The sequence below is a fragment of the Hymenobacter yonginensis genome (genome assembly GCF_027625995.1).
GTDB classification, from domain to species: domain Bacteria; phylum Bacteroidota; class Bacteroidia; order Cytophagales; family Hymenobacteraceae; genus Hymenobacter; species Hymenobacter yonginensis.
Map to the genome: position 1 here is coordinate 2,017,019 of NZ_CP115396.1, position 25,418 is coordinate 2,042,436.

The 25,418-nt window shown below is 61.5% G+C and carries 21 protein-coding genes and 1 pseudogene; 14 read left to right on the top strand and 8 right to left on the bottom strand.

Going from position 1 to position 25,418, the window contains the following annotated elements; genetic code table 11:
• Positions 1-502 precede the first annotated feature (502 nt).
• Complete coding sequence (locus O9Z63_RS08860) at positions 503-1,249, bottom strand: helix-turn-helix domain-containing protein (RefSeq protein ID WP_270128942.1); 747 nt, start codon at positions 1,247-1,249, stop codon at positions 503-505.
• A gap of 333 nt (positions 1,250-1,582) precedes the next feature.
• A complete protein-coding gene (locus O9Z63_RS08865; protein WP_270128943.1) occupies positions 1,583-3,370 on the bottom strand; it encodes a L,D-transpeptidase family protein in 1,788 nt (595 codons plus the stop codon).
• A gap of 335 nt (positions 3,371-3,705) precedes the next feature.
• Here O9Z63_RS08865 and O9Z63_RS08870 point away from each other — a divergent pair, with 335 nt between their 5' ends.
• Positions 3,706-5,499 (top strand): M1 family metallopeptidase, encoded by a 1,794-nt coding sequence (locus O9Z63_RS08870; protein WP_270128944.1) that lies wholly within the window; start codon positions 3,706-3,708, stop codon positions 5,497-5,499.
• Positions 5,500-5,613: 114 nt separating this feature from the next.
• Positions 5,614-6,558: a cyanophycinase gene (locus O9Z63_RS08875; protein WP_270128945.1), complete on the top strand. Its 945-nt coding sequence runs from the start codon at positions 5,614-5,616 to the stop codon at positions 6,556-6,558.
• Positions 6,559-6,676: 118 nt separating this feature from the next.
• Here the strand turns inward: O9Z63_RS08875 and O9Z63_RS08880 are convergent, their stop codons facing one another.
• Positions 6,677-7,648, bottom strand: a complete 972-nt coding sequence (locus O9Z63_RS08880; RefSeq protein WP_270128946.1) for an isoaspartyl peptidase/L-asparaginase family protein — start codon at positions 7,646-7,648, stop codon at positions 6,677-6,679.
• Between the two features lie 145 nt (positions 7,649-7,793).
• On the opposite strand from O9Z63_RS08880, the gene O9Z63_RS08885 reads away from it, so the two are divergent.
• The 3 genes from O9Z63_RS08885 (at position 7,794) to O9Z63_RS08895 (ending at position 10,096) form a co-directional block, all read left to right on the top strand.
• A complete protein-coding gene (locus O9Z63_RS08885; RefSeq protein ID WP_270128947.1) occupies positions 7,794-8,213 on the top strand; it encodes a DUF3127 domain-containing protein in 420 nt (139 codons plus the stop codon).
• Between the two features lie 289 nt (positions 8,214-8,502).
• Positions 8,503-9,378, top strand: a complete 876-nt coding sequence (locus tag O9Z63_RS08890; RefSeq protein ID WP_270128948.1) for an SDR family NAD(P)-dependent oxidoreductase — start codon at positions 8,503-8,505, stop codon at positions 9,376-9,378.
• 85 nt (positions 9,379-9,463) lie between these two features.
• Positions 9,464-10,096, top strand: coding sequence for an AlbA family DNA-binding domain-containing protein (locus O9Z63_RS08895; RefSeq protein WP_270128949.1), 633 nt, complete (start codon positions 9,464-9,466; stop codon positions 10,094-10,096).
• 85 nt (positions 10,097-10,181) lie between these two features.
• Here the strand turns inward: O9Z63_RS08895 and O9Z63_RS08900 are convergent, their stop codons facing one another.
• Together O9Z63_RS08900 and O9Z63_RS08905 are read right to left on the bottom strand one after the other, a co-directional pair.
• Positions 10,182-10,571: a VOC family protein gene (locus tag O9Z63_RS08900; protein ID WP_270128950.1), complete on the bottom strand. Its 390-nt coding sequence runs from the start codon at positions 10,569-10,571 to the stop codon at positions 10,182-10,184.
• 254 nt (positions 10,572-10,825) lie between these two features.
• Positions 10,826-11,359 (bottom strand): DinB family protein, encoded by a 534-nt coding sequence (locus O9Z63_RS08905; RefSeq protein WP_270128951.1) that lies wholly within the window; start codon positions 11,357-11,359, stop codon positions 10,826-10,828.
• A gap of 362 nt (positions 11,360-11,721) precedes the next feature.
• On the opposite strand from O9Z63_RS08905, the pseudogene O9Z63_RS21185 reads away from it, so the two are divergent.
• The 5 genes and pseudogenes from O9Z63_RS21185 to O9Z63_RS08930 all read left to right on the top strand — a co-directional run.
• A pseudogene (locus O9Z63_RS21185) lies at positions 11,722-11,820 on the top strand (YkvA family protein); the annotation flags it as partial.
• Between the two features lie 368 nt (positions 11,821-12,188).
• Positions 12,189-14,447 (top strand): S46 family peptidase, encoded by a 2,259-nt coding sequence (locus tag O9Z63_RS08915; protein WP_270128953.1) that lies wholly within the window; start codon positions 12,189-12,191, stop codon positions 14,445-14,447.
• A 63-nt stretch (positions 14,448-14,510) separates the two neighbouring features.
• Positions 14,511-15,125: a hypothetical protein gene (locus tag O9Z63_RS08920; RefSeq protein ID WP_270128954.1), complete on the top strand. Its 615-nt coding sequence runs from the start codon at positions 14,511-14,513 to the stop codon at positions 15,123-15,125.
• Positions 15,126-15,227: 102 nt separating this feature from the next.
• On the top strand, positions 15,228-16,520 hold the full coding sequence (locus O9Z63_RS08925; protein ID WP_270128955.1) for a metal-dependent hydrolase family protein: 1,293 nt from the start codon (positions 15,228-15,230) through the stop codon (positions 16,518-16,520).
• A gap of 11 nt (positions 16,521-16,531) precedes the next feature.
• On the top strand, positions 16,532-16,993 hold the full coding sequence (locus tag O9Z63_RS08930) for a hypothetical protein (RefSeq protein ID WP_270128956.1): 462 nt from the start codon (positions 16,532-16,534) through the stop codon (positions 16,991-16,993).
• Between the two features lie 12 nt (positions 16,994-17,005).
• On the opposite strand, the gene O9Z63_RS08935 is transcribed toward O9Z63_RS08930, so the two are convergent.
• Positions 17,006-17,761: a glycosyltransferase family 2 protein gene (locus O9Z63_RS08935; RefSeq protein WP_270128957.1), complete on the bottom strand. Its 756-nt coding sequence runs from the start codon at positions 17,759-17,761 to the stop codon at positions 17,006-17,008.
• A 191-nt stretch (positions 17,762-17,952) separates the two neighbouring features.
• Here O9Z63_RS08935 and O9Z63_RS08940 point away from each other — a divergent pair, with 191 nt between their 5' ends.
• Positions 17,953-18,819 (top strand): LysM peptidoglycan-binding domain-containing protein, encoded by an 867-nt coding sequence (locus tag O9Z63_RS08940; RefSeq protein WP_270128959.1) that lies wholly within the window; start codon positions 17,953-17,955, stop codon positions 18,817-18,819.
• A 109-nt stretch (positions 18,820-18,928) separates the two neighbouring features.
• Here O9Z63_RS08940 and O9Z63_RS08945 read toward each other — a convergent pair whose 3' ends face one another.
• Entirely contained in the window at positions 18,929-19,807 is an 879-nt protein-coding gene (locus O9Z63_RS08945) for an SDR family oxidoreductase (protein WP_270128960.1), read from the bottom strand.
• A 244-nt stretch (positions 19,808-20,051) separates the two neighbouring features.
• On the opposite strand from O9Z63_RS08945, the gene O9Z63_RS08950 reads away from it, so the two are divergent.
• The 3 genes from O9Z63_RS08950 to O9Z63_RS08960 all read left to right on the top strand — a co-directional run bounded on the left by O9Z63_RS08950 (position 20,052) and on the right by O9Z63_RS08960 (position 22,909).
• Positions 20,052-20,915 (top strand): Rossmann-fold NAD(P)-binding domain-containing protein, encoded by an 864-nt coding sequence (locus tag O9Z63_RS08950; protein WP_270128961.1) that lies wholly within the window; start codon positions 20,052-20,054, stop codon positions 20,913-20,915.
• Between the two features lie 204 nt (positions 20,916-21,119).
• Positions 21,120-22,376: a BaiN/RdsA family NAD(P)/FAD-dependent oxidoreductase gene (locus tag O9Z63_RS08955; RefSeq protein ID WP_333490339.1), complete on the top strand. Its 1,257-nt coding sequence runs from the start codon at positions 21,120-21,122 to the stop codon at positions 22,374-22,376.
• A gap of 83 nt (positions 22,377-22,459) precedes the next feature.
• Positions 22,460-22,909 (top strand): PA2169 family four-helix-bundle protein, encoded by a 450-nt coding sequence (locus O9Z63_RS08960; protein ID WP_270128962.1) that lies wholly within the window; start codon positions 22,460-22,462, stop codon positions 22,907-22,909.
• A gap of 231 nt (positions 22,910-23,140) precedes the next feature.
• On the opposite strand, the gene O9Z63_RS08965 is transcribed toward O9Z63_RS08960, so the two are convergent.
• A complete protein-coding gene (locus O9Z63_RS08965) occupies positions 23,141-25,057 on the bottom strand; it encodes a DEAD/DEAH box helicase (protein ID WP_270128963.1) in 1,917 nt (638 codons plus the stop codon).
• Positions 25,058-25,418: the final 361 nt, after the last annotated feature.

The window sequence follows — 25,418 nt, forward strand, 5'->3', positions numbered from 1 at the left end:
TTGGGTTCCGCTGGAGCGGGCGTTGGGGGCGCTAAATGCTGTAAAATCCTGACACCTTCTTTAGCATCTCTAACTGAGTTAGCTGTTAGGACGAAAACAGGCATATAACTATCCCAGTATGGGGCCTGGTCAACAAATTTAGCATCTAATGCGCTTAAATCAGAACCGGCAAGCGAAATACTGTGGATTGCACTAATCCAACTTCATCAGCAGCCGAAACAAAAGCAACTAAAGCTTTAATAAACAAACACAACTCATTGATAATTATCTATTTATTTCAAAATAAATCACCCAATACAAACGCTATCAAACAAAGCATTTATTCATAACAAACAACGCAACAGCACATCCATGGAACGATGGATATATGGGACATTTACGGCAGCTCCAGGCCGTGTGCCAGCAGCCGACTAAGGACACTGACAAATTGCACTTGCTGTGCCTGAGCAGTCAGCTAAAGCCCAATAATACTCATTTTCGTTTAGCATCACCCACATTGGGTTTACGCCACGGAAGGCTCCGGCTGATAGTCGGTGAAGGTGCCATCCTGATAGAAGATAACGATCCGCCGGATTGACTTGCCCGGCTCCGCAAAGGCACGGGCCAGCGATACATCTGCGGACTGCGCTGGCAATGCTGCAGGGGCCACCGCTGCTGGCCCAGCAACCGCAGATACGGTAACCGCTGCCGGAGCGGATTGGATGGCAGCCGGAGCCTCTACGGGGACAGCCGGCGCCGACGCCACGGGAGTTGGCTGCGGATCAGGGGCGGCAACAAAGGCGGACGGCTCCTCTAGCGCGTGCGTTGACTGCCGAGCAGCCTCCGGTACCGCTGGCACTGTCTGCGGCCGGTAGCGGGGCGCTTTGGCGGCTTTGCGCACCAATGGCGGGCCGGCAGCATCTTCCGGCGCTGGGCTGGCAGTAGGAACTGCACCAGAAGCGGCTGCGGAAGGCGCCTTCTCCAGCATATCGCCGGTACCCTTCAGCAGCCAGCCGGGCGACAGAAGCGGGAAAGCCGTCAGAATCTTCTGCGCCACTTCTAGGCTGGGTTTGTTGCGCCCGCTCAGAATGTGGCTGATAATAGGGCGGGCCACCCCGATACTGTCGGCAAACTGCGTAGGAGTAAGCTGATTTACCTGCAGAAGTTCTCTGATGCGCTCTACCATACCAAAACTGAATTCAGTTACAAATGTACGGCGTTTGGTTGCAATGAGGCACGGTACATCTCGCCGACAACTCTTCTTAAACAATTGTAATCAAGCATAACCGCTTTGATTCAATGGTTACAATTGAAACGAGAGCATACTCTATCAATTTACATATGTAATACAATTGTAAATCACCTTCTCCTCCCTTTTATCTGTTTGCCACGGCAGCCTGCTGCTGATTATCTTTTTATTTTCCCGAGGGCTGCCGGCCAATAGCACGGAACAAGACCCGATGCCTGGCCTGCCAGTCGTGTGGGCGGCAGGTGTGGGCGGCGGGTAGCGCCGGGCGCTGGCACACGAAAAAGCCCTGCCCGCCAAGAGGGCGGACAGGGCTTTTTCTTAGAGCTGGCAGTAGGCGTAGGTACCGCCTGGGTGCTAGTTGAAGTATTCTTTGGCGAGGGATTTATCGTGGCCGTAGATGTCGTCGCGGAAGTTCACGTTGCCGGCTTCATCCACCCACGAGGTGAAGTAGACCAGGTACACGGGCACGTGCTTGGGCAGGTTTACGTAGAGCTCCTTGCGGCCGGCAATCGTTTCCTCGATCTTGGTCATGTCCCAGCCGGGCTTGTTGCGGAGCAGGTACTCGGCCAGCTTGAGGGGCTCGGCGACCCGCACGCAGCCGTGGCTGAAGCCGCGCTTGGCCTGGCTGAACAGCTCGTCGTGGGGGGTGTCGTGGAGGTACACGTCGTTGGAGTTCGGGAAGATAAACTTCACGTCGCCGAGGTCGTTTTTGGGGCCCGGCCGGCGGCGCAGCGTGTACTTCCAGGTGGCCGGCGTGAGGCTGGCCCAGTTGATGCTGTTGGGGTCAACAGGGGTAGCCTTGGCACCCGAGCCTTTCACCACTTCCATGTCGAGGCGGTCGAGGTAGGACTGGGCATTGGCGGCCAACTTGGGGCGCATCTCCTTATCGATAATGCTGTAGGGAACGTTCCAGTAAGGTGCCAGTACCACGTACTCCATCTTGTCGGAAAAGACCGGCGTAGCGTTGAGCGCCTTGCCCACGATGACGCGCATATCGAACACTTCCTTGTTGCCTTCGACGACGTGCAGCTTGTAGTCGGGGATGTTCACCAGCAGGTAATCGGGCTCAAACTTTTTCGGAATCCAGCGCCAGCGCTCCATGTTCAGGATGAGCTGATCGATGCGCTGAGCCACCGGTATGTTGAGCAGACGGAGCGTTTCGCCCCCCACTACCCCATCGGGGTTGAGACCGTTCTGGCTCTGAAAAGCCTTCACGGCCTGCACCAGCTCGGCGTCGTATTTCTCGGCCGGCGCGGCAGCAGTCGGAGTTGGCGCGGCGGGGCTGTTGGCTACGGTGCGGGCCGGCACAGTCTCCGCAGAAGCGGTGGCGGCAAGCGTGACGGCTGGTGCTGCTTTGGTACCCAGCAGACGCTGGCGCAGCGTGGCCACGGCCGGCGAGGCCTGCCCGGGCTTGAGCTTGGTGGTGGCGGGCAGCGTGGGCCAGCCGCCGTTGCGCTGCAGGGCGCGGTAGTCGGCCAACGCCTTTTTCAGCTGCTCGTACTCGGGGTGCAGCGGCTCAAACTCATAATAAGGATACGTGCTTTCCCGCTCCTGCAGGATCGTCATCAGGGCCTTGTGCAGCTTGATCTTGTTGCGCTTCACCTGCCAGTCGATGGTTTTGACGGCGCGCGGGTCTACGGTGCCCCGGTAGAAGTCGGAAGCCCAGTTGAAATAGGTGCCGGAAAGGGCTACGTCAATCTCCTTTTCCAGCGCATTGCGCTTGGTGGAATCGGCCTGTACGCCTTCCAGATCGGCAAATAACTTGTCGAAGTCCCTGGTTTTGTACTCTTTAGGATCCAGGCCTTCATCGGCGGCCTTGTTGATGACCCCGAGCATGGTTTTGGCCTGGGGCACCAGCTCGTGGTTGCGGAACCAGCCCAACCGGAACTGTCGCTCGCGGTAGAACTTCTTGGCCCACTCAACCTGGTCCTTGAATTTTGGTTCGGCATTCATGGCGCGAACCACATATACGCTGTCGAGAATAGGCTGCGGCCCACCGGCTTTGGCCGGAGTGCCGGGCAGGGCTTCCTTGATCTGGGCCTTTTGCTCCTGGCTGCACGAAGTAGCAGATGCCAGCATCGTGAGGCTCATGAGCCAGAACAACAAGGTGGAGAAGAAAGCCGGACGGAACGGTGAATTCATGCAGATGGAGAGAGGATAAAGGAACGGACAATTGCTGGCGGGCTGGGTAGCAACGTACCCGCCTCGGCCAACTGCGCTTTTAACTGCATTCCGGAACGATAAGTTGCCCCGGTGCCGCTTCCCTTACAAACGGCAAGTTACTCGTTTTGCTAATACATTAAGGTGTGAATGCCGGCCGGAGCTGCCGCTTTTTTTGCGCCGGCCGTATTACCTGAGGCCGGGGCCCGGCACCATTTCGGCTCCGGTCTGGGCCGACGGCTCCATACTGTTTTGGCTATCTTTGGCCCTTTCTCCCCTGCCGCTTGTCGCCGGCAGCTCATGCGTTGTTTATCTCTATGACTGCTTCTGCTTTGCACTCCCTCTCCGACCCGCACAGCTATGCCCGGCCAGCCGAGGCCAGCGTCCGGCACCTCAGCCTGAACCTAGCCGTTGACTTCGACGCCCGCCTGCTGCGCGGCACTGCTACCTGGCAACTCCACAACGCCGGCGCCACCGAGCTGCTGCTCGACGCCCGCGACCTGCACATTGAGGCCGTGTGGCTGGGCGCCCCGGACAGCGAGCCGACCACCTTCGAGCTGGGCGCGACCGACGCCGTGCTGGGCCAGCCCCTGCGCATCCGTATCCGGCCCGACACCACCGAAGTCAGCATCCGGTACCAGACCACGCCCGGCGCGGCGGCGCTGCAGTGGCTGAGCCCCGCGCAGACGGCCGGCCGCGAGTACCCGTTTCTGTTCACCCAGTCGCAGGCCATCCTGGCCCGCACCTGGATTCCGTGCCAGGACTCGCCGGGTATACGCTTCACCTACGAAGCGCGGGTGCAGGCGCCGGTGGAAATGCTGGCTCTGATGAGCGCCACCAACCCGCAGGAGCGCAACGCCACCGGCGAGTACTACTTCCGCATGGATCAGCCCATTCCGGCCTACCTGATGGCCCTGGCCGTCGGCGACCTGCAGTTCACGCCGCTGAGCGCCCGCACCGGCATCTACGCCGAGCCCGTGACGCTGCCCGTAGCCACCAGCGAGTTTGAGGACCTGGAGAAAATGGTGGCCACCGCCGAAGACCTGTACGGCCCTTACCGCTGGGAACGGTACGATTTGCTGGTGCTGCCGCCCTCCTTTCCATTTGGCGGCATGGAAAATCCCCGTTTAACATTTGTAACACCCACCATTCTGGCCGGCGACCGGAGCCTGACCAGCCTGGTGGCCCACGAGCTGGCTCATTCCTGGAGCGGCAACCTCGTGACCAACGCCACCTGGAACGATTTCTGGCTGAACGAAGGCTTCACGGTGTATTTCGAGCGCCGCATTATGGAGCAGCTCTACGGCCGCCCCTACGCCGATATGCTGCAGGTGCTGGGCCACTCGGCCCTGCTCCACACCGTGGCGGAGCTCGGCGCCACCAGCCCCGATACCCACCTGCACCTCGACCTGGCCGGGCGCGACCCCGACGAAGGCCTCAACGAAATTGCCTACGAGAAGGGCGACTACCTCCTGCTCACCCTCGAACACTTGGTAGGCCGGCTGGCCCTCGACACCTTTATTAAGGAGTACTTCGCGCGGCACAGTTTCCAGAGCATGGACACGGCCTCGTTCATAGCGTACCTGCGCCGCGAGCTACTCGACCAGCACCCCGGCCTGGAAGCCAAGCTGCAGTTGGATGCCTGGGTGAACCAGCCCGGCATTCCGGCCGTGGCGCCGCCGGTAGCGTCGGAGCGGTTTGAGGCCGTGGCCGCCGCCGTGGCCCGGTGGCAGCAGGGCGCGCCGGCCGCCGGCCTGCCTACCACCGCTTGGAGCAGCCACGAGTGGGTGTACTTCCTGCACCGTCTGCCAGCGCCGCTTTCGTTGGAGCAGCTGGCCGAGCTGGACGCGGCCTTCGGGTTCACGCAGTCCGGCAACGCCGAAATTCTGGCGGCCTGGTTTCCGCATACCATTGCGGCCGGCTACTCCCCTGCCGACGAAGCGCTGCACCAGTTCCTGACGCAGGTGGGCCGCCGCAAGTTTCTGGTGCCACTCTACAAGGCGCTGCTGGCTACGCCCGATGGCGCCGCGCGGGCCCGCCGGCTCTACGCCGAGGCCCGGCCCAATTATCATTCCGTCGCAACCAGCACGTTCGACGTACTGTTGAAATAGAAGTCGGCGCCGCTTTGCGCGGGGCCGACTTCGCCAATTCCTCTGGCCCGAAGCTTGCTTGCACCGGACCGGAGTGCTACATTCCGTTTTTCCATTTGCTGATTTTTTGCGTTGATGACCTCCAAACCCCTCGGTAAGCTCATTGCCATTGGCGGCAACGAAGACAAGGGTACCTACCCGAACCCTCGTACCAAGAAGAAATACTACCTCAACTTTTTCGAGTTGGGCATTCTGAAACGGGTCGTACTGGAATCCGGCAAAGAAGACCCGCGCATCGAGGTGATTACCACCGCCTCCATGATTCCGGAAGAGGTAGCCCGGATTTATATTTCCTCGTTCACGATGCTCAATTGCAACAACGTGAACATTATGGATATCCGCACGCCCGAGGATGCCCGCCAGCCGCAGTACCTGGAGCGCCTGCGCCAGGCCGACGTGGTGATGATGAGCGGCGGCAACCAGTCGCGCCTCACCCAGATGTTCGGCGGCTCGGAGTTTCTGCAGATTCTGAAGCAGCGCTACTACGAGCAGCCCAACTTCATCATTGCAGGCACCTCGGCCGGCGCCATGGCCATGTCCAAAACCATGATCAAGGGCGGCAGCGTACCGGATGCTCTGATGAAAGGCGCCGTGAAGATGGGCCCCGGCCTGGGTTTGATCGACAGCGTGGTTATTGACTCGCACTTTGTGAAGCGCGGCCGGTTCGGGCGCATCATCGAGGCCGTGGCGCTGCACCCCAAGCTGATTGGCATCGGACTGGGCGAGGACACCGGCGTGCTCATCACCGAAGGCAACCAGATGGAAGCCATCGGCTCGAACCTGGTTGTTATCATGGACGGGCACAAGCTAGAGCACAACAACGCCCCCGCCGCCAAAAAGGGCGAGGCCATTTCCATTGAGAGCATGCTGCTGCATGTGCTGGTGAAGGGCAACCTCTACGACGTCGCCCAGCGCGAGTTCTACCCCGACCTGAAGCTACGCCAGCAGGCCGCCGAATCGGTGCAGCTCACAGCGGGGCAGGACGCCAACGCACCGGTGGCCGCGCCCAACGGCATTTAACTACCTATAATACAAGCAAAAGCCCCCTCCAAACACTCGGTTTGGAGGGGGCTTTTGTGTTGGTTTCGACTGCTTGGTTTACTCCTTATATATATAGGCGCGTAAAGCTGTCGTCCGGCTAGTCTTTGTAGATGCCCAGGTAGAAGTCGGAGCCGGCGCTGACGCTGCCGCGATACATGCCGTCGGAGTTGAAGGGCAGAGCCATGTTGCCGGCGGCATCCACGGCCACTAGGCCACCTTCCCCCCCGATGGGCGCCAGCTTGTCGTGCACCACCACGCGGCAGGCTTCGGCCAGACTCAGGCCCCGGTACTCCATCAGGCAGCTGATGTCGTGGGCTACCACCGCGCGCAGGAAAAACTCGCCGTGCCCGGTGCAGCTGATGGCGCAGGTGCGGTTGTCGGCGAAGGTGCCGCTGCCGATGATGGGCGAGTCGCCGATGCGGGAGTAGCGCTTGTTGGTCATGCCGCCGGTGCTGGTGGCGGCGGCCAGGTTGCCGTACTGATCGAGAGCCACGGCCCCGACAGTGCCCATTTTCTTTTTCGGGTCTTCGTGGGTGGCAGGCGCGCCGGCGGCGGGCTGGGCCTGTGAGTGGTCGAGGCGCATGCGGCCTTCCTGCAAGGCTTCCTGCAGCTGGTCGTAGCGGTGCTGGGTGAAAAAGTACTCGGCCGGTTGCAGCGGCAGGCCATGTTCCCGGGCCAGCTCGTCGGCGCCGGGGTAGGCCAGCAGCACGTGGTCGGTGTGCTCCATCACGAGGCGGGCCGCCCGGATGGGGTTCTGCACGGCGCGAGCCCCGGCCACGGCGCCCGCGGCGCGGTTGCGACCGTCCATGATGGCGGCGTCCATTTCGTGGTGGCCATCGTGGGTGAACACGGCACCGCGGCCGGCGTTGAAGAGCGGGCAGTCTTCGAGGCTGCGCACGGCGGCTTCCACGGCATCGAGGGCGGAGCCGCCCTGGCGCAGCACCGCGTGGCCAGCCTCCAGGCTCTGGCGCAGGGCCGCCAGGTAGGCCTGTTCTTTTTCGGGCGTCATGAGCTGGCGCGAAATCGTGCCGGCTCCGCCGTGGATGGCCAGGGCAAAGGGAATGTTCATGGGCAGGCGAAAGAAAATAAATGTGGGGGCGTAAGGCAAAGGTACGTAGGCCGCTGCGCCCCGGCCGTGCTAAGGCGGGTAGCCGGAACCCATTTTTTTTCGTACGTTTGATCTACTGTTTTCACCCCTCCAAAATATTACCCTTATGGCTTACGATGCTACCGGCCGCCTGCACGAAATCTTTGATGAACAGCAGGTGAGCGAGAAATTCCGCAAGCGCGAATTCGTGCTGGAAGTTGTAGATGGCCAGTACCCTGAGCATATCAAGTTCCAATTGGTGCAAGACAAAACGGCCCTCATCGACCCTTACAAAGTGGGCGACGAGGTGAAGATTGCCTTCAACCTGCGCGGCCGCGGCTTCAACAAAAACGGCCAGATGCTGTATTTCACCAACCTGGAAGCCTGGCGCATTGAGCCGGCTGCCGGCGGCGCTTCGGCTCCGCAGGGTGGTGGCTATCAGCAGGCTGCCCCTCGGGCCGCTGCTCCCGCTCAAAACCAGAATCCGAACCTGCGCGCTTCTTCGGCGCCCATCGCCTCGGACGACGACAACGACCTGCCGTTCTAATTTCAGAACGCCTGCTACCAAGAAATGCCGCTTCCCACATGGAAGCGGCATTTTTTTGTGAGCTGCTGTCTGATGCGCGTCCAACAGTTCCGGATAAGCTCCTGGGAAAACGGCTTCACTTAGGCCGCCGTATTGAGGGGCAACACGGCTGGAGAATGTCTCCCGGTCCGGCGGATTCGTTTGGCTATCAGCTGGCAATCATGTCGGCAAAACTTCTGCAGGCGTTTTTGTCGTTAGTAGAGAATCCGCCGCCGAGTTATTGATTGTATACTTTCCCGTTTCCCTGCCCATGGTCGTTTCTTCCCTCCTTCCGCTCCGGCACAAAACGGCCCTGGTCACGGGAGCTACCTCGGGCATTGGGCTGGTAACGGCCCGCGAGCTGGCCCGGCAGGGTGCCCGCGTTATCCTGGTAGGCCGCAACCCCGACAAAGCCGAGCGGGCCCGCGCCGCCATCCTGGCCTCCGTGCCCGAGGCCACGCTCGATGTGCGCCTGTTCGATCTGGCGCTGCTGAGCAACGTGCGCACTTTGGCCGCCGAAATCCAGCACGACTACCCGCAGCTGGATATCCTCGTCAACAACGCGGGCATCATGCCCGGTCCGCTCACGGTTACGGCCGAGGGGCACGAGTTGAGCTGGGTTACCAACCACCTGTCGGTGTTCATGCTCACCAACCTGCTGTTGCCGCTGCTGGTGGAAGCCGAGGCCGGGCGCATCGTGACAGTGGCCTCGGAGGCGCACTGGCTGGGCGAGATTGAATACTCGCAGGAAGCCCGCAACGCCCCCGACAACTACAGCTGGCTCACGGCCTACGCCGACTCCAAGCTGGCCAACATCCTGTTCACCACCGAGCTGGCCCACCGCCTGGAACTGACCGGCGTCACGGCCAACTGCCTGCACCCGGGCATGGTAGACACCGGTCTGGTGCACGCGGGCAGCTCCTGGGGCATGAAGGCGCTGTGGTATCCGGCCAAGCCGTTTATGATTTCGCCGGAGCAGGGCGCGCGCACCAGCCTCTACCTGGCCACGGCCCCAGAGGTGGCCCGCGTGAGTGGGCGCTATTTCAAAAACACCCGGCCCGGCCGTTGCTCGGCCCGCTCGCAAAGCCGCCCCGATGCGTCGCGCCTGTGGCGGATTTCAGAAGAAGAAACGGGCGTTAGCGTGTAATAAGAGCTGCAGGAGTTTCTTACCCCCTCGTATTTGGTATGCTTGCGGCTGGCCGCTTGCAGCCACTTATCATATCCCGGGCATCATGACTGAACTCGAACAACTTATCCGGCAGGGCGAAGGCGAGCAGCTGGAATTCAAGAAGAAGACCACGCACCCTTCGCGCATTTCGCGCACGCTGGCCTCGCTGGCTAACACGCACGGCGGCCGGGTGCTGGTGGGCGTGGAAGACGACGGCCGCATTGTGGGCGTGCGCGACGCCGAAGAGGAAATCTATTTGCTGCGCCAGGCGGCCCGGCACTACGTGGAGCCGGCCCTGACCCTGCAGATCCGGGAAGTGGAGCACGACGACCTGACGGTGCTGGTGGTGACGGTGGCCGAAAGCCCGCACAAGCCGCACCGTGCCCAGGTGGCCGACGGCGACTGGCGCAGCTACGTGCGCGTGCGCGACGAAAGCGTGCAAACCAGCCAGCTCACCGAAAAAGTGCTGGAGCGCCACGACCCGCTGGACATGCCGCGCCTGGAAAAGCTGCCCCTCAACCGCGAAGAGCTGGCCGTGCTCGACTACCTGCAGAAAAACCCGCGCCTGACGCTCAACCAGTACATGAAGCTACTGAACCTGGGCCGCCGCCGTGCCTACCGCACCCTCATCAAGCTCACGCTCCACGGCTACATCAAGCACCACGATAAGGAAAAAGAGGTGTATTACACGCTGTAGCACCCTGTCATTCCGAGCGAAGCGAGGAATCTGAGGTTGTTCCAGCAGAAATACCCAGATTCCTCGCTCCGCTCGGAATGACAGATTATACTGGCTCTAGCAAGTCCCAGAGGTTGCCGTACAAATCACTGAACACCAGCACCCAGCCGTACGGCTGCTGCACCGGCGGGCGCACGATGCGCACCTGCGCGGCCAGCAGACGATGGTAGTCGCGCTGCAGGTCGTCGGTGTAGAGGAACATAGCCACGCGGCCGCCGGTCTGGCTGCCGATGCAGTACATCTGCTCCGGCGTGGCGGCCTGCGCCAGCAGCAGCTCGGCGCCGCCAGGGCCGGGCGGCGCCACGCGCACCCAGCGTTTCTCGTCGCTCAGGCGGGTATCTTCCAGGAGGTGGAAGCCCAGCTTCTGGGTGTAAAACGCAATGGCTTCGTCGTATTCGGCTACCACGAGCGTGACAAGGGCGAGGCGCTGAGCCATTGGGCAAAGAAATGGGGTAAAACAAAAGAGGTTCGTCTGTGGCAGACGAACCTCCTGGTGCATTAGTCCTGCTGGCGAGCCTTCAGGGCTTTCTTCTCTTCCTTGGCGGCCTTCTTTTCTTTGGTCGTCTTGGTAGGTTCTTTCTTCTTTTCCTTGCGGGGTTCCTGGGCTTTAGCCATGATGGATAGAGGAATTAGGGGTGAGGACTTGCTGAAATAACGCAGCCGGCGGCCGGCGTGTTGCCCGAAGGCCGGCTAGCCGGCCAGCTGCGGCAGGTAGCGTTCCTGCAATATATGCAGATGATGCGCTTCGTGCCCAGCTAAAATGTAGGCCATGGCCCGCACGCTCACGGGCTGGCCGCTGGCCGTGCCCTGCCGGGCCACCATTTCGGCCGTAAACGACTCCAGCAAACTCAGCGAAGCCGCCCGCACGGTGTCGTATTCGCGCAGAATGTCAGCCAGCGGGCGGGCGTCGGCGCCGGAAGCGGGCACGTAGTCGTCCTGGTCGAAGCTAGGCAGCGGGGTGGTGTCGGCGCGGGCGATGCGCAGGGCCCGGTAGGCGAAGATGCGCTCGGTATCCAGCATGTGCACCAGAGACTCCTTGATGCTCCACTTGCCGGGCGCGTAGCGCAGCAGCGCCTGCTTCTCGGTGAGGCCCGCCAGCAGGCAGCGCAGCTCCTGCGGCTGGGCGCGCAGCGCAGCCAGCGGGTCGCCCGGAATCAGCCGGACGTAGGTGTGGTAGAACGGGGCGTACTCGGTGGCAGCGGGCAGGGTGCTGAAGTGGCTCATGGGGCAAACGTAGGGATTTTCCGGCTTTTTCAGCTTTGTGCCAGCCGGGCCATAACTCACCCCGGCGTGGCTTCGTACAGGCACTACATTTCAATTTTCTCTGCCCTATGTCTTCTCTTCTCGAAAAAGGACTTTCGATTTCCAAAAACGCCGTTTTCAGCGTGTTTATGAACCGCGCCGGCAAGCTGCTGGGCCGCCCGTTTAAGGTGGTGCTGGTGCTGAATGAAGTAGCCAACAAGCTCGCCAGCAAGGAGTCCGGCGACAACAAGTTCAAGCAGCTCTTCGACGTGGCCCGCACCGTGGTGCGCCTCGTGCGCAACTACGTCAGCGGCGACTACCGCCAGATCGAAACCGGCACCATTGTGTCGGCGTTGGGCGTGCTGCTTTACACCCTCTCCCCGCTTGATCTGGTGCCCGACTTCATTCCGGTGGTTGGCTTCCTGGATGACCTGGCCCTGCTGAGCTGGTTTGTCGAGAAGTTCCAGGGCGAAATTACCCGCTTCCGCGAGTGGGAGAAAACCCACGCCGCCGAAGAAACCGACGACATTCCGGCTGCTTCGGCCAAGCCAACTTACGCCGCCTCCAACACCAACACCGAAAACGCCCCCGCCGTGGCGGAAATGGGTCACTCCTAAGAATCACGGATTCACCCGAATTTTCCGCGGATTTCACGGATTTTTTGGACGCCTTCCTTTGCAGCGCCCGGCCTTTGGCCGGGCGTTTTTTTGTCTGGTCATTGCGCCTTATCCGGCGAAATAACGTCTGCATCCAAACCGCCGGAGCCGTACTTTTGCCATCCACCTTATTCACCCACCCCTACCCCATAGCTATGCTTCCAACCCTCCGCCAGGCGCTGCTGGCTCTGCTACTGCTCACGCTCGCGGCGCCGGCCCGCGCCGATGAAGGCATGTGGCTGCCGCTGCTGCTCAAGCAGCTCAACGAGGCCGACATGCAGAAAAAAGGCCTCAAGCTCACGGCCGACCAGATTTACAGCATCAACCAGGGCAGCCTCAAAGACGCCGTGGTGCAGTTCGGCGGCGGCTGCACCGGCGAAATCATCAGCAACGAGGGCCTGCTGCTCACCAACCACCACTGCGGCTACGGCCAGATTCAGCAGCACTCGTCGGTGGAAAACGACTACCTGACCAAGGGCTACTGGGCCATGGACCGCAGCCAGGAGCTCACCAACCCCGGCCTCACGGCCACCTTCATCATCCGGATGGAAGACGTGACCGGGCAGGTGCTGGCCGGCGTGCCAACCCGCAACATTGCCGAGGCCGACCGCGAGAAGCTGGTGCAAACCAACATCCAGCGCATCAGCCAGGCCGCTGTGCAGGGCACGCACTACCAGGCGTTTATCCGGCCGTTCTACAACGGCAACGAATACTACATGTTCGTGACCGAGGTGTTCCAGGACATCCGGTTGGTAGGCGCTCCGCCGAGCAGCATCGGCAAATTCGGCGGCGACACCGACAACTGGGCCTGGCCCCGCCATACCGGCGACTTCAGCATCTTCCGCATCTACGCCGGGCCCGACAACAAGCCCGCACCGTATTCGGCGCAGAACGTGCCGTTCAAGCCGCGCCACCACCTGCCCATCTCGCTGGCCGGCGTGCAGCCCGGCGACTTCACGCTGGTGTTCGGCTTCCCCGGCCGCACCAACGAGTACCTCACCAGCTGGGGCGTCGATGAGGTGTATTCCGTTTCGAACCCGGCCAAAATCAAGGTGCGCGACGCCCGTTTGCGCGTGCTCGACGCCGACATGAAGGCCTCCGACAAGGTGCGCATTCAGTACGCTGCCAAGTACGCCGGCATTGCCAACTACTGGAAAAAGTGGATCGGCGAAAACCGCGGCCTCAAGAAGCTGGACGCCGTGCGCGTGAAGCAGGAGCAGGAAGCCCAGTTTCAGCAGTGGGCCAGCGCCGGCGACGAAGCCCGCCGCGCCGCCTATGCCCCCCTGCTGCCGGCGCTGCAGCAGCAGTACGCCACCGTGCGCGACTACACCCTGGCCCGCGACTACGTGACCGAAGCCGCCATGGGCGTGGAACTGCTGGCCTACGCCAACAGCCTGCTGCCACTGGCTGAAATGGTGGACAAGAAAGCCCCGGCCGCCGAGCTGGCCGCCGCCGTGGATAAAGCCCGCGGCGGCACCACCAACTTCTTCAAGAACAGCACCATGGCCACCGACCAGAAGGTGGCTGCCGCCCTGCTGCCGCTCTACGCCAACGGTACGCCGCCCGCACTGCTGCCTGCCTACGTGAAAACCCTACAGCAGCAATACGCCACCAAAGGCGGCTGGAACGCCTACGTAACCCAGCTCTACGGCAAGTCGCGCCTGACCTCGGAAGCCGGCGCCCAGGCGGTATTGGATGAAGTGGTGAAAGGCAACGCCCGCGCCCTGCTCGACGACCCGGCCGCGCAGCTGGCTGCGGCCATCATCGGCAACTACCGCACGGCCATTCTCCCCACCTACACCGCCGCCACCGACCAGATTGCGCTGCTGCAGCGCACCTACGTGGCCGGCCTGCGCCAGCAGCAAACCACCCGCAAGTTCTACCCCGACGCCAACTCCACCCTGCGCGTAGCCTACGGCCAGGTGCAGCCCTACGCCCCCGCCGACGGCACGAAGTACGACTTCTACACCACCCTCGACGGCATCATGGAAAAGGCTGACCCCACCAACCCCGATTTTGAGGTGCCAGCCCGCCTCGTGGAGCTGTACAAAAACAAGGATTTCGGCCCCTACGCCTACAAAGGCACCGTGCCCGTGGCCTTCATTGCCACCAACCACACGACAGGAGGCAACTCCGGCTCGCCCGTCATCAACGGCCGCGGCGAGCTGATCGGCACCAACTTTGACCGCAACTGGGAAGGCACCATGTCCGACATCATGTTCGACCCCGACCGGGTGCGCAACATCACCCTCGACGTGCGCTACATGCTGTTTGTGGTGGATAAATTCGCCGGCGCCGGCCACCTCGTCAAGGAAATGACGCTGGTCGGCAGCACCTCCGACGGGGCTGCGCCAACCGAAGGCAAGAAGATGAAAAAGGTGAAAGCGAAGAAAAAGGAAAAGGCAGACGCCTAACCTTCGCCTGCTTCGCTATCCGGATACCCGGCCGTACATTCGGCCGGGTATCTTTTTTTATACATGACTATCACCAACCTATTTCCGGCGCTGCAGGCCATCTACCGCGACTTGCAGCAGCCAAACAGCGCCGTAGAGCTACGTTACTCTGCCACCACTGTCACACTCCATTCGCCAGCCGACAGATTACTGTCAAAGCAAGTACAGGAGGTGATTCTTATCGTCGTTTTGGTGGTCATGGCTGGTGTTTCCTTTTATTCTGGTAGCTACTTCGTGCTGCTCTGGGCTGTGGCGCTTGGTGCCTGGCATTGGTACAAGGGCCACAAGGATCAGCACGACTTCAACGTACTACGCTTTCAAAATACCCTTATACTGGATGTAACCGAACGGCAGGTCCGCATCGAGTACCATAATCCGCACTATCAGGAGCACGTGCAGGCTCAGGAAACCCTGAAGTTTGAAGACATACTGCAGGTGGGGGTACGCATCAGGAAAAGAAGAATTGGTAGTGAAATGCCTGATTTCGGGCAATTGTTCTTCACGCTGGCCGATGACACCCTGCTATATGTTGCCGAGCTGCCAGACGAACGGATTGCCCATAATCTGGCGCACGTTTTTCAGCAAAGCATCGGGCTGCCCACACAGCCGTGGCGGGAGAAACCCTGGTTCCGGCCCTAACGGCGCTAATCCAGCGGCCCAGTTCCTGAGGATATGGCCAGCTGATTTGCGCGCAAGCCTGTAGCTTTAAGCACTGCCTCACGTCTCTTCCGCCTTCCTGTCGTGCTCCGATTCCTGCTTGCAGCCACGTTGCTGCTCCCTATCTCCTCACTGCCTGCCCAGCTCCCGCCGCCGCCGCCGCCTCCCGCCGCGGCGGCCACCACCTTGCTCCTGCTCCGCCCCGCTGCCGTTTTCGATGGCGAAACCCTGCACCCTGGCTGGGCGGTGCTGGTGGAAAATGACCGGATCCGGGCCGTGGGGCCGGCCGCGCAGCTAAACGCGCCGGCCGGTGCCCGCACGCTGGAGCTGCCGGGCCTCACGCTGCTGCCGGGCCTCATCGAAGGCCACAGCCACCTGCTGCTGCACCCCTACAACGAAGCGCCCTGGAACGACCAGGTGCTGCTGGAATCGGAGGCGCTGCGCGTGGCCCGCGCCACCGCCCACGCCCGCGCCACGCTGGCTGCCGGCTTCACCACCACCCGCGACCTAGGCTCGGAAGGCGCCGGCTACGCCGATGTGGGTGTCAAGCAGGCCATTGACCTGGGCCTGATTCCGGGGCCGCGCGTGCTGGTGGCCACCCGGGCGCTGGTAGCCACCGGCTCCTACGGCCCCAAGCTCTCGGCCAACGTGGACGTGCCCCAGGGCGCGCAGGAAGCCGACGGCCCCGAAGGCGTGGTGCGGGCCACCCGCGAGCAAATCGGTAAGGGCGCCGACTTTATCAAGGTGTACGCGGATTACCGCTGGGGCAAGGACGAGCCCAGCCGCCCTACCTTCTCGCAGGAAGAGCTGAACTTGATTGTGCAGACCGCCAACAGCGCCGGCCGCCCCGTGGTGGCCCACGCCAGCACGCCCGAAGGCATGCGCCGCGCCACCCTGGCCGGCGTCCAAACCATCGAGCACGGCGACGGCGGCACGCTGGAAGTTTTCCGGCTGATGAAGCAGCGTGGCGTGGCCCTCTGCCCCACCGTGGCCGCCGGCGACGCCACCGCGCAGTACAAAGGCTGGCGCAAAGGCCAAGACCCCGAGCCCGACCGGATTCAGCAGAAACGCTTGAGCATAAAAGCGGCCCGCCAAAGCGGCGTGCAACTGGCGTTCGGCGGCGACGTCGGCGTATTCGCCCACGGCGACAACGTGCGTGAAGCCGAGCTGCTGGTGCGCGAATACGGCTTCACGCCGCTGGAAGTGCTGCGCGGCTTCACCAGCAACAACGCCCGCATCTTCCAGCTCCCCGACCGTGGCCGCCTGCAGCCCGGCCTCCTCGCCGACCTCGTGGCCGTGCAGGGTGACCCTACCCAGAACGTGGCCGCGTTGCGCCAAGTGAAGCTGGTGCTGAAGGGCGGTGTGGAAGTGAAATAATCCAACACACTATGCAGTCATTGCCCCAACTGATTCAGAATTCACTGCCCTACTTCGTACCGGAAGACGCAACGGAAGACAGTGTACATACCAATTTACTTGCCGACAATATACCAGATGCTTTAGCCACTCAGCTTGTGCTGTTCATTCCCCTTGCTTTTGGCAGAGCTTTCCTTCGAAAATTTCCTTTGGAATTCCCTCCCACATTCACCTTGCAATACTCAAACGGGGAAGTTGTCAAGGACTTGCTGTTTGCCGATGAACCTGTATATCTCGCAGCAGCAAGAGTTGCGGAAGATATTATTGGAAAGGGCGCGTGGTCAGAAACCTTCCATTTCGAAGTTGCTGCGTGGAGTCCTGAAGTAGATGCTTGTAGTCAGGCTCTTGCGGAAGGTTTTAAACCCGAAACCATTTCTCTGAGTGCCCTATACATATTTGGAGACATTGGCCCGCGCCCTGCCCAGGCAGATTGAATAGCAGCGAACCTACGGCCGTTCTATCCCCAGTTCCTGCAGCTGCCCGGCGTACTGGTCGTAAATCACACGCAGGTCGTTGGCGTGCTTGTCGGCGTCTACCCCGATGCTGACGTTGCTGGTGTGGAAGCGGTGCAAATGGCTGATGTGAGGGGAAAGCACCGGCAGGTGCCCGGCCAGCAGGAACCGCACGTAAAGGTCTAGATCCTCTGCCATGGTGATTTCCTCGCTGTAGCCGCCCACTTCCTCGAACAGCGCCCGGCTGTAGCACACGTTGCCCTGGATGAAGTGCTCGGCCCGGAAGATGGCGCGCAGCATGTCGGCGGGCGTCTCGAACCTCCAGGCATAGTAATCCTCGCCGGGCATGTAGCGCTTTTCTTCATCCACGCGCAGGAAATCGGCCACAAACCAGGGCTGGCCGGGGTGGCGCTGCACGAGGTCGGCGTAGTTGTGCAGGCAGCGTTGCAGCAGCAGGTCGTCATCGTCGAGGGGCACCAGCCAGCCGTCGGCGGGCGTGTCCTGGATGAGCAGGTTGCGGGCCGGGCCGGGCAGCAGCTTGGTGGCCTGGCTGACGACGCGCACCGGGGCGCCGTCGGAGCCGACGGCCTCGCGCAGCCAGGCGGCGGTATCGTCGGTGGAGGCGTTTTCGCAGATCAGATGCTCGAATTCAAAGTCCAGGGGAGCCGAAACGGAAGCCCGGACGCTGGCCACCGCCTCGGGCAGAAACTGGCGGCGGTTGTGGGTAGGCGTGATAACAGTGAAGCGCATGGAATGGGTGTGCAGAAAGAAAAGGTGCGTTGGTTATTCCGGTTGCGCCCCGAAAAAGTTGCCGCCACGAGCATTCTTCCTCAACTCCCACCGGCCGCGCGGCGTTACGGGCCTATCCTTATCTTGCTGTTTGTTCCGGCCCGGTTTATGCGTAGCGGCCACCTGACCTTTCGATCTTGCCTAGTTTCTTCATGACGCGTTTTATTCGGCTTTCGGCCACTGCCCTGCTGCCAACCGTGGCGCTGGCCGCCGCTACTACTTCTCCGGCCCCGGCCGCTGACCGCATCACCACCGAGCAGCTCCTGAACCGCCTCACAGCTTCCATCGAAAACCTGAAGACCCTGCGCTGCACCGTGCGGGCCCAGGAACGCTTGGAAGGCGGCAAGTACCAGCAGGCCCGCACCGCCATGAAGATGACTTTCGGGCCGCTGCGGGTGTATCTCAAAAACGCTAAAGGCATTGAGGTACTGTGGGTGACGGGCCAGAACGACGGCGACGCCTGGGTGTATCCCAACAGCTTCCCCTACGTGACCCTGAGCCTGGACCCTGTCGGCGCGGTGATGCGCAAAAACCAGCACCACAGCGTGCTGGATGCCGGCTACGGCACCATCACCGACCTCATCAAGGGCTCCAGCCAGCGCCGCGACCACAGCTTCGAGCGCAGCTTCCGCTACGCCGGCGACACCACCGTGGCGGGCCGCCCCTGCTACATCCTGCGCGCCGATTTCCCGCAGTTCCGCTACGTGCCCTACAAAGCCGTGGTCGGCGACACGCCCGAGCGCATCGCCGATAAGTTCGGCTGCGGCGAGTACCGCATAATGGAGCGCAACAACCTCGACCCCGGCGAAAAAGTAGCCGCCGGCCGCATGCTGCAGGTACCCAACAGCTACGGCCGCCGCACCCTCGTCTGCGTCGACCAGAAGCTGATGCTGCCCCTGGTCGTGCAGGTCCACGACGACAAGGGCCTGTTCGAGAAGTTCGAGTTCAGCGACGTGGTAGCCAACCAGCCTATCCCGGCAGCCGAGTTCACGAAAGGCTTTCCGGGCTACAAGCTGTAACAGCCCGTCATGCAGAGGCCGGCGGCCGAAGCATCTCGCTAGTGTGGTAAATGAATCTACCACACTAGCGAGATGCTTCGGCCTCCGGCCTCTGCATGACGGTCAACGATTACCTTCTCATCGCCTTTTCAATCTCATCCCACATCGGGGCCGGAATGGCTTCGAGCTTATTGAACTCGCCGGCGCCGTTGAGCCACTCGCCGCCGTCCAGGGTAACCACTTCGCCGTTCATGTAGGCCGAGAAGTCCGATACCATGTAGGCGGCCAGATTGGCCAGTTCCTGGTGGTCGCCGACGCGCTTGAGGGGCACCGAGGCGGCGGGGTCGAGCTTTTTGGCCAGCGGCTCCGGGAACAGGCGGCTCCAGGCGCCTTCCGTCGGGAACGGGCCGGGGGCAATGGCATTGGAGCGGATGCCGTACTTGGCCCACTCCACGGCCAGCGAGCGGGTCATGGCCAGCACGCCAGCTTTGGCGGCGGCTGACGGCACCACGTAGGCCGAGCCCACCGAGGCATAGGTGGTCACGATGTTGAGGATGGTGCCGGGCTTCTTGTCGGCAATCCAGCGCTTGCCAAACGCCAGCGTGCAGTTGTAGGAGCCGCGCAGCACAATGTCCACAATCACGTCGAAGGCCTTGTGGCTCAGGCGCTCCGTGGGGCTGATGAAGTTGCCGGCCGCGTTGTTAAGCAGCACGTCCACGCCGCCAAAGGTGTCGATGGTTTTCTGCAGCAGGGCCTCCACTTCGTCGTACTTGCGCACGTCGCACTGCACGGCCAGCACGTTCTGGTTCTGAGTTTGCTCGCGCAGCTCGGCAACGGTTTTCTCCAGCACGTCCAGCTTGCGGCTGCTGATGACCACGTTGGCGCCCAGCTGCAGAAAGTAGGTGGTCATGGCCCGGCCCAGGCCAGTGCCGCCGCCCGTCACGACGATGGTTTTGCCTTGGAGCGCGTTGTCGCGGAGCATGGGTTGGGCGTAGGGATGAGCTGACATAAAGCGGAAAGGTGGAATGGGAAGAAAAGAAAGAATAGCCTAGCTGCAGCAGAGAAACCGCGACCTGCGTGGCCCAATATTAGAAATCATTGATTTTCAATACCGGCCCGGTCTGGTTTTTTCTGCCAACCAGCGGGCAAGTTCAAAAAAACTCCTAACATAGCCCCGGGTGCCCGGCTTCAGCAGGCTTCCTACGTGCCGCCCCAACGCGGTGCGCGGGAAATTTCCGCACCTTTACCCCCGAATGTCTGACTCTTCCAACTCTCCCCGTCCCACTCCCACAACCGTTGCTGTTCTCGGCTGCGGCTGGCTTGGGCTCCCACTGGCAAAGGCGCTGGTGGCCGAGGGCTACGCCGTCAACGGCTCTACCACCACTCCCACCCACATGCTCACGCTGCGCGACGCCGGCATCCGGCCGTACCTGCTACGCCTGGGTCCCGAATTCTCGCAGATTGACGCCGACTCGCTGCACGCACTGCTGGCTGGCGTGGATGTGCTAGTGCTGAATGTGCCGCCCCGGGCGGCCGCTGCCGGAGCCTATCCGGCGCTGCTGCGGCCGGTGGGCTCGGCGGTGGCGGCGGCTGGCGTGCGGCACGTGCTGTTCGTCAGCTCCACCGGCGTCTACCCCAACGAAAACCGCGTCATGCGCGAATCAGACGCCGTTTCGTCGCCGGATGCGCCCGTAGATCTGCTGCGGGCCGAAGGGCAGTTTACGCCCCGCTGGGGGCAGTGGCTGACCACGGTGGTGCGCCTGGGCGGCCTGTTCGGCCCCGACCGGCCGCCGGGCCGCTTCCTAGCCGGCCGCCACGACTTGCCCCAGGGCGAGGCTCCCGTCAACCTGATTCATCTCGACGACTGCATCGGGCTGCTGCAGCACATCATCCGGGAGAAAGCCTGGGGTTATACGTTCAACGCCTGCGCCAGCCAGCATCCGTCGCGCAGCACGTTCTACACCGCCGCCGCCGCCCACATGGGGTTGCCGGCCCCCACGTTTCAGCCCGAAGACGCCAGCCCAAGCGGCAAAACCATCGACAGCTCGCTGCTGCGCGAAACCACCGGCTACCAGTTCCGGCACGACGACCTGCTGGCCGCCCTGGCCTCCTGCTGATCACGGATTTAGCCAGATTTTTCAGATTAGTCGGATTTTGTAGCCGATTCCAGTTGTAGACGATTACAAAGGATGATAATAAAAAAAGAGGCTTGCCAACTGGCAAGCCTCTCTTGTGTGGCCGTAACGGCGAACCAGTCAGCGCCGTCTACAAAATCCGACCAATCCGAAAAATCCGGCTAAATCCGTGATTAGCTTTGCAGCGTGAACGACTTGAATTCGACGGTGGCGGTGCTGGGGGGTGGGGCCGCTGGCTTTTTTGGAGCCATTGCCTGCGCCGAGGCCAACCCGCGCCTGACGGTGGTGCTGCTGGAAAAAACTGGCAAGCTGCTGAGCAAAGTGCGGATTTCGGGCGGCGGGCGCTGCAACGTCACGCACGCCGCCGACACGCCTGCCCAGCTCGTGCAACACTACCCACGCGGGGCCAAGCAGCTCAAGGAGCCCTTCCGGCAGTTCGACGCGCAAGCCACCATTCAATGGTTTGCCAGGCGCGGCGTCCAGCTCAAAACCGAGCCCGACGGCCGCATGTTTCCCGTCACCGACTCGTCGGAAACCATTGCGCAGTGTCTGCTCGATGCCGCCCGGCAGGCCGGGGTGCGCATCCTCACCCAGACTTCACCCGAGCGGATTGAGGTGCTGCCGGCTGGTGGCTTCTGCCTGCACCTCACGGGCGCCCACGCCGGCGAAATGCGGGCAGGTCGGCTGCTGATAGCCACCGGCGGCGCCCCCAAAACCGAGCAGTACAACTGGCTGCGGGAACTGGGCCACGGCATTGCCGAGCCGGTGCCCAGCCTGTTCACCTTCAACGTGCCGGCCTCGCCGCTGCGCGAGCTGCCGGGCGTGAGCGTGCCGCTGGCGCGGGTGCGGGTAGCGGGCGAAAAGCTCGAATACGAAGGACCGGTGCTCGTGACGCACTGGGGCATCAGCGGCCCAGCGGTGCTCAAGCTCTCAGCCTGGGGCGCACGCCGCCTGCACGAGCTAAGCTACCAGAGCACGGCCCTCATCAACTGGATTCCGACCCACACCGAAACCACCCTCCGCGCCTTCCTGCACGAATACCGCGAGCAGCACGGCCGTAAGGTGGTGGCCTCCAACCCGCTGTTCGGGCTGCCCCAGCGGCTCTGGCGCACCCTCACCGACCAGGCCGGCGTGGAGCCCGAAGTACGCTGGAACGAACTGCCGGCCAAGCCGCAGAACCGCCTCATCGAAGCCCTGCTGAACACGGCCCTCACGGTGCGGGGCAAAACCACTTACAAAGATGAATTCGTGACCTGCGGCGGCGTGCTGCTCAGCGAAATCAACATGAAAACCATGGAAAGCCGCCGCGTACCAGGCCTGCACTTTTCCGGCGAAGTCCTTGATATAGACGGAATTACCGGCGGCTTCAACTTTCAGGCGGCCTGGACGACCGGCTACCTCGCCGGCCAGGCCATGAGCCGCCCGGTACTACCGGAAGCGTAGTCCGACGCAACCCCGCGCCGTAGTTGGGAGTACAAGACAGCATTCATCCCTGTTTTACCACCCCCAACCTAACTACCTTTCCCATGGACGCTAAAGTAATGCAAGCCGGCCTCAACGAACTGATCGAAACGCTGAAGGATGGCCAAAAAGGCTACGCCGAAGCCATGACCGACGTAGAGGACGCTGATCTGAAAGAGACGTTCAAGAAATACGCCGCCCAGCGCTCCTCCTATATCACCGAGCTGGAAGACCAGATGCACAAGCTCAACCTGCACCCCGAGGAAGAGTCGTCCATCACCGGCACCATTCACCGCGCTTTCATCAACCTCAAAGGCTTGGTAACCAGCAAAGACCGTCACAGCATTCTGGCCGAGTGCGAGCGGGGCGAAGACTACGCCAAGGGCGCTTACGAGAAGGCTCAGAAAATCCAGGACATTCCAGCCGACCTCAAAGCCATCATCACGAAGCAGGCGGCCGGCATCACGCAGGGCCACGACGAAATTCGTGACCTGCGCGACGCCGCCAAGAAATAATCACAGATGTTGCTGATAGGATTGATTTCACAGATTTCAACCCCTTCAACACAAAGAAAGCCGCTTCAGTAGGAGCGGCTTTCTTTTTTGAGAACTCACGAAACGACCTGCGAAAGCCGCCCCTATAATTCCAATCAACGCAAAAGAGCCACTTCAAATGAAGTGGCTCTTTTGCGTTAATCAGCTCAGATTGAAATCTGTGAAATCAACTTCATCTGCAACATCTGTGATTTAGCTGTCGTCGCGCTTGCCTTTGTAGCCGCCGCCGTAGCTGCTGCCACCTTCCCGACGGTTACCGCCACCGTAGGAGCCGCCGCCGTAGCTACCGCCACCGCGGTTGCCACCGTAGGAGCCGCCACCGCGGTTGCCGCCGTAGCTGCTGCCACCTTCCCGACGGTCGCCGTAGCTACCGCCGCGGTTGCCGCCGTAGCTGCCGCCGCCTTCGCGACGCTCGCCACCGCCGAACCCACCCGGGCCCCGACGAGGACGCTCGCCGCCGAAGCCGCCGCGGTTACCGCCTTCCTGCTGCGCGTCGCCTTCCTGGCGGGGCGTAGCAATGTTGAAGGCTACCGGACGACCCTGGATGGAGCTGCGGCCGAGCTGGCTCACCACTTCTTCCACGAACTCATTCGGTACTTCCACGAAGCTGAACTTGTCGTAAAGGGCAATATCGCCGACTTTGCTGGCCGTGAGGCTGGTGTTTTCGGCAATCAGGTCTACGATGTCGCGGGGGTGCAGGCGATCCTTCTTACCCATCGTCACGAACAGACGGGTGAAGCCGGCGCGGGCGGCACCTTGGGTACGGCTGGCGTCGAGGCTTTCCTGGGCGCGCTTGTCTTCCTTCATCGTCATCTTGAGCAGGGCGGCGGCTACGTCCAAGGACGTGATACCATCCTCCTGGTCCTGGTCGATGAGGCGCTGCACGCGGGCCACGTACTTGTCGAGGTTGCCTTTCTCAATTACCTCCTTGATGGAGTTGAGCATCAGCGTGGTTTTCACCTCCGACACATCTTCGAAGGACGGCACGCGCTCCTGCTTGATGGTAGCTTTGGTGAAGCGCATGATGTCGCGCAGCTTGTAGATGTCGCGGCCGCTCACGAAGGTGAAGGCTTTACCCTGCTTGCCGGCGCGGCCGGTGCGGCCGATGCGGTGCACGTAGTATTCCTCGTCGGCGGGCAGGTCGTAGTTTACTACCACTTCCACGTTGTCCACGTCGATGCCGCGGGCGGCTACGTCGGTAGCTACCAGGATTTCGAGGGTGCCTTTGCGGAATTTATCCAGCGTGTTCTGGCGCTGCTGCTGGCCCATGTCGCCGTGCAGGCCTTCGGCGAAGTAGCCTTTGGCCTGCAGGTCGCCCACAATCTCGTCCACCATACGCTTCGTGTTGGCGAAGACGATGCCCGACTTGATATTGTACATGTCGATGAGGCGGGTTAGCACGTCTTTTTTCTGCGGCCCACGCACCTCGAAGTAGCTCTGCTCGATGTTGGTAACCGTCATTTCCTGATGGTTTACCTTCACGATCTGCGGATCCTTCTGGTAGCGCTTGGTCATCTCCATGATCGGCTTGCTCATGGTAGCCGAGAAGAATACCGTCTGGCGGTCTTCGGGCATTTTCTTGAGCACCGTCTCGATATCGTCGCGGAAGCCCATGTCGAGCATTTCGTCGGCCTCATCGAGAATGATCATTTTGCAATGCTCCAGCTTGAGCGTACCACGCTCGATGTGGTCCATTACGCGGCCGGGGGTACCAATTACGATCTGCACGCCACGCTCCAGAGCGCGGAACTGCCGGTCGTAAGAAGAGCCACCGTAGATCGGCACGACGGCCAGACCACGCTTGTATTTGCCCAGTTTCTGGATTTCGCCCGAAACCTGCACCGCCAGCTCGCGGGTGGGGCAGAGCACGAGGCACTGTACTTCGCGCGAATCGGTGTCGATACGCTCAATGGCGGGGATGGAGAAGGCGGCGGTTTTGCCGGTGCCGGTCTGGGCTTGGCCGATTACGTCGCGGCCCTGGAGCAGGACCGGAATGCCGGCGGCCTGGATGGGGGATGCTTCTTCGTAGCCAACTTCGGTGATGGCACGCTGCATTTCTTCAGAGAGGGTCAGCTCGCTGAACTTGGTCTTAACGGTTTCGTTTTCCATGTCAGTGTTGATGGAGTGGAGTGAATAGCTCTGAAAACAGCGGATTCAGCGACGCTCTTCTCTCCCACTCAACACAACGACAAGTGACGGAAGCAACGGACGGAAGACAAAGCCGGCCCAACAAGTTTCTTTAAGGCAGCTCACAAGCTGCGCGGAACGTGGCCGTTCTCAAATGCGGCTGCAAAGGTACGGATTATTTGTTGGTAATCCAGATAACAGATAATCATTTCAATGTAGACACTTCAAGCACGTCATGCTGAGCTTGTCGAAGCATCTCTACGGCTTCGTTGCAGTGCTAATCCAGTGAAGCGGTAGAGATGCTTCGACAAGCTCAGCATGACGTAATTTCTTCTCTTATAGT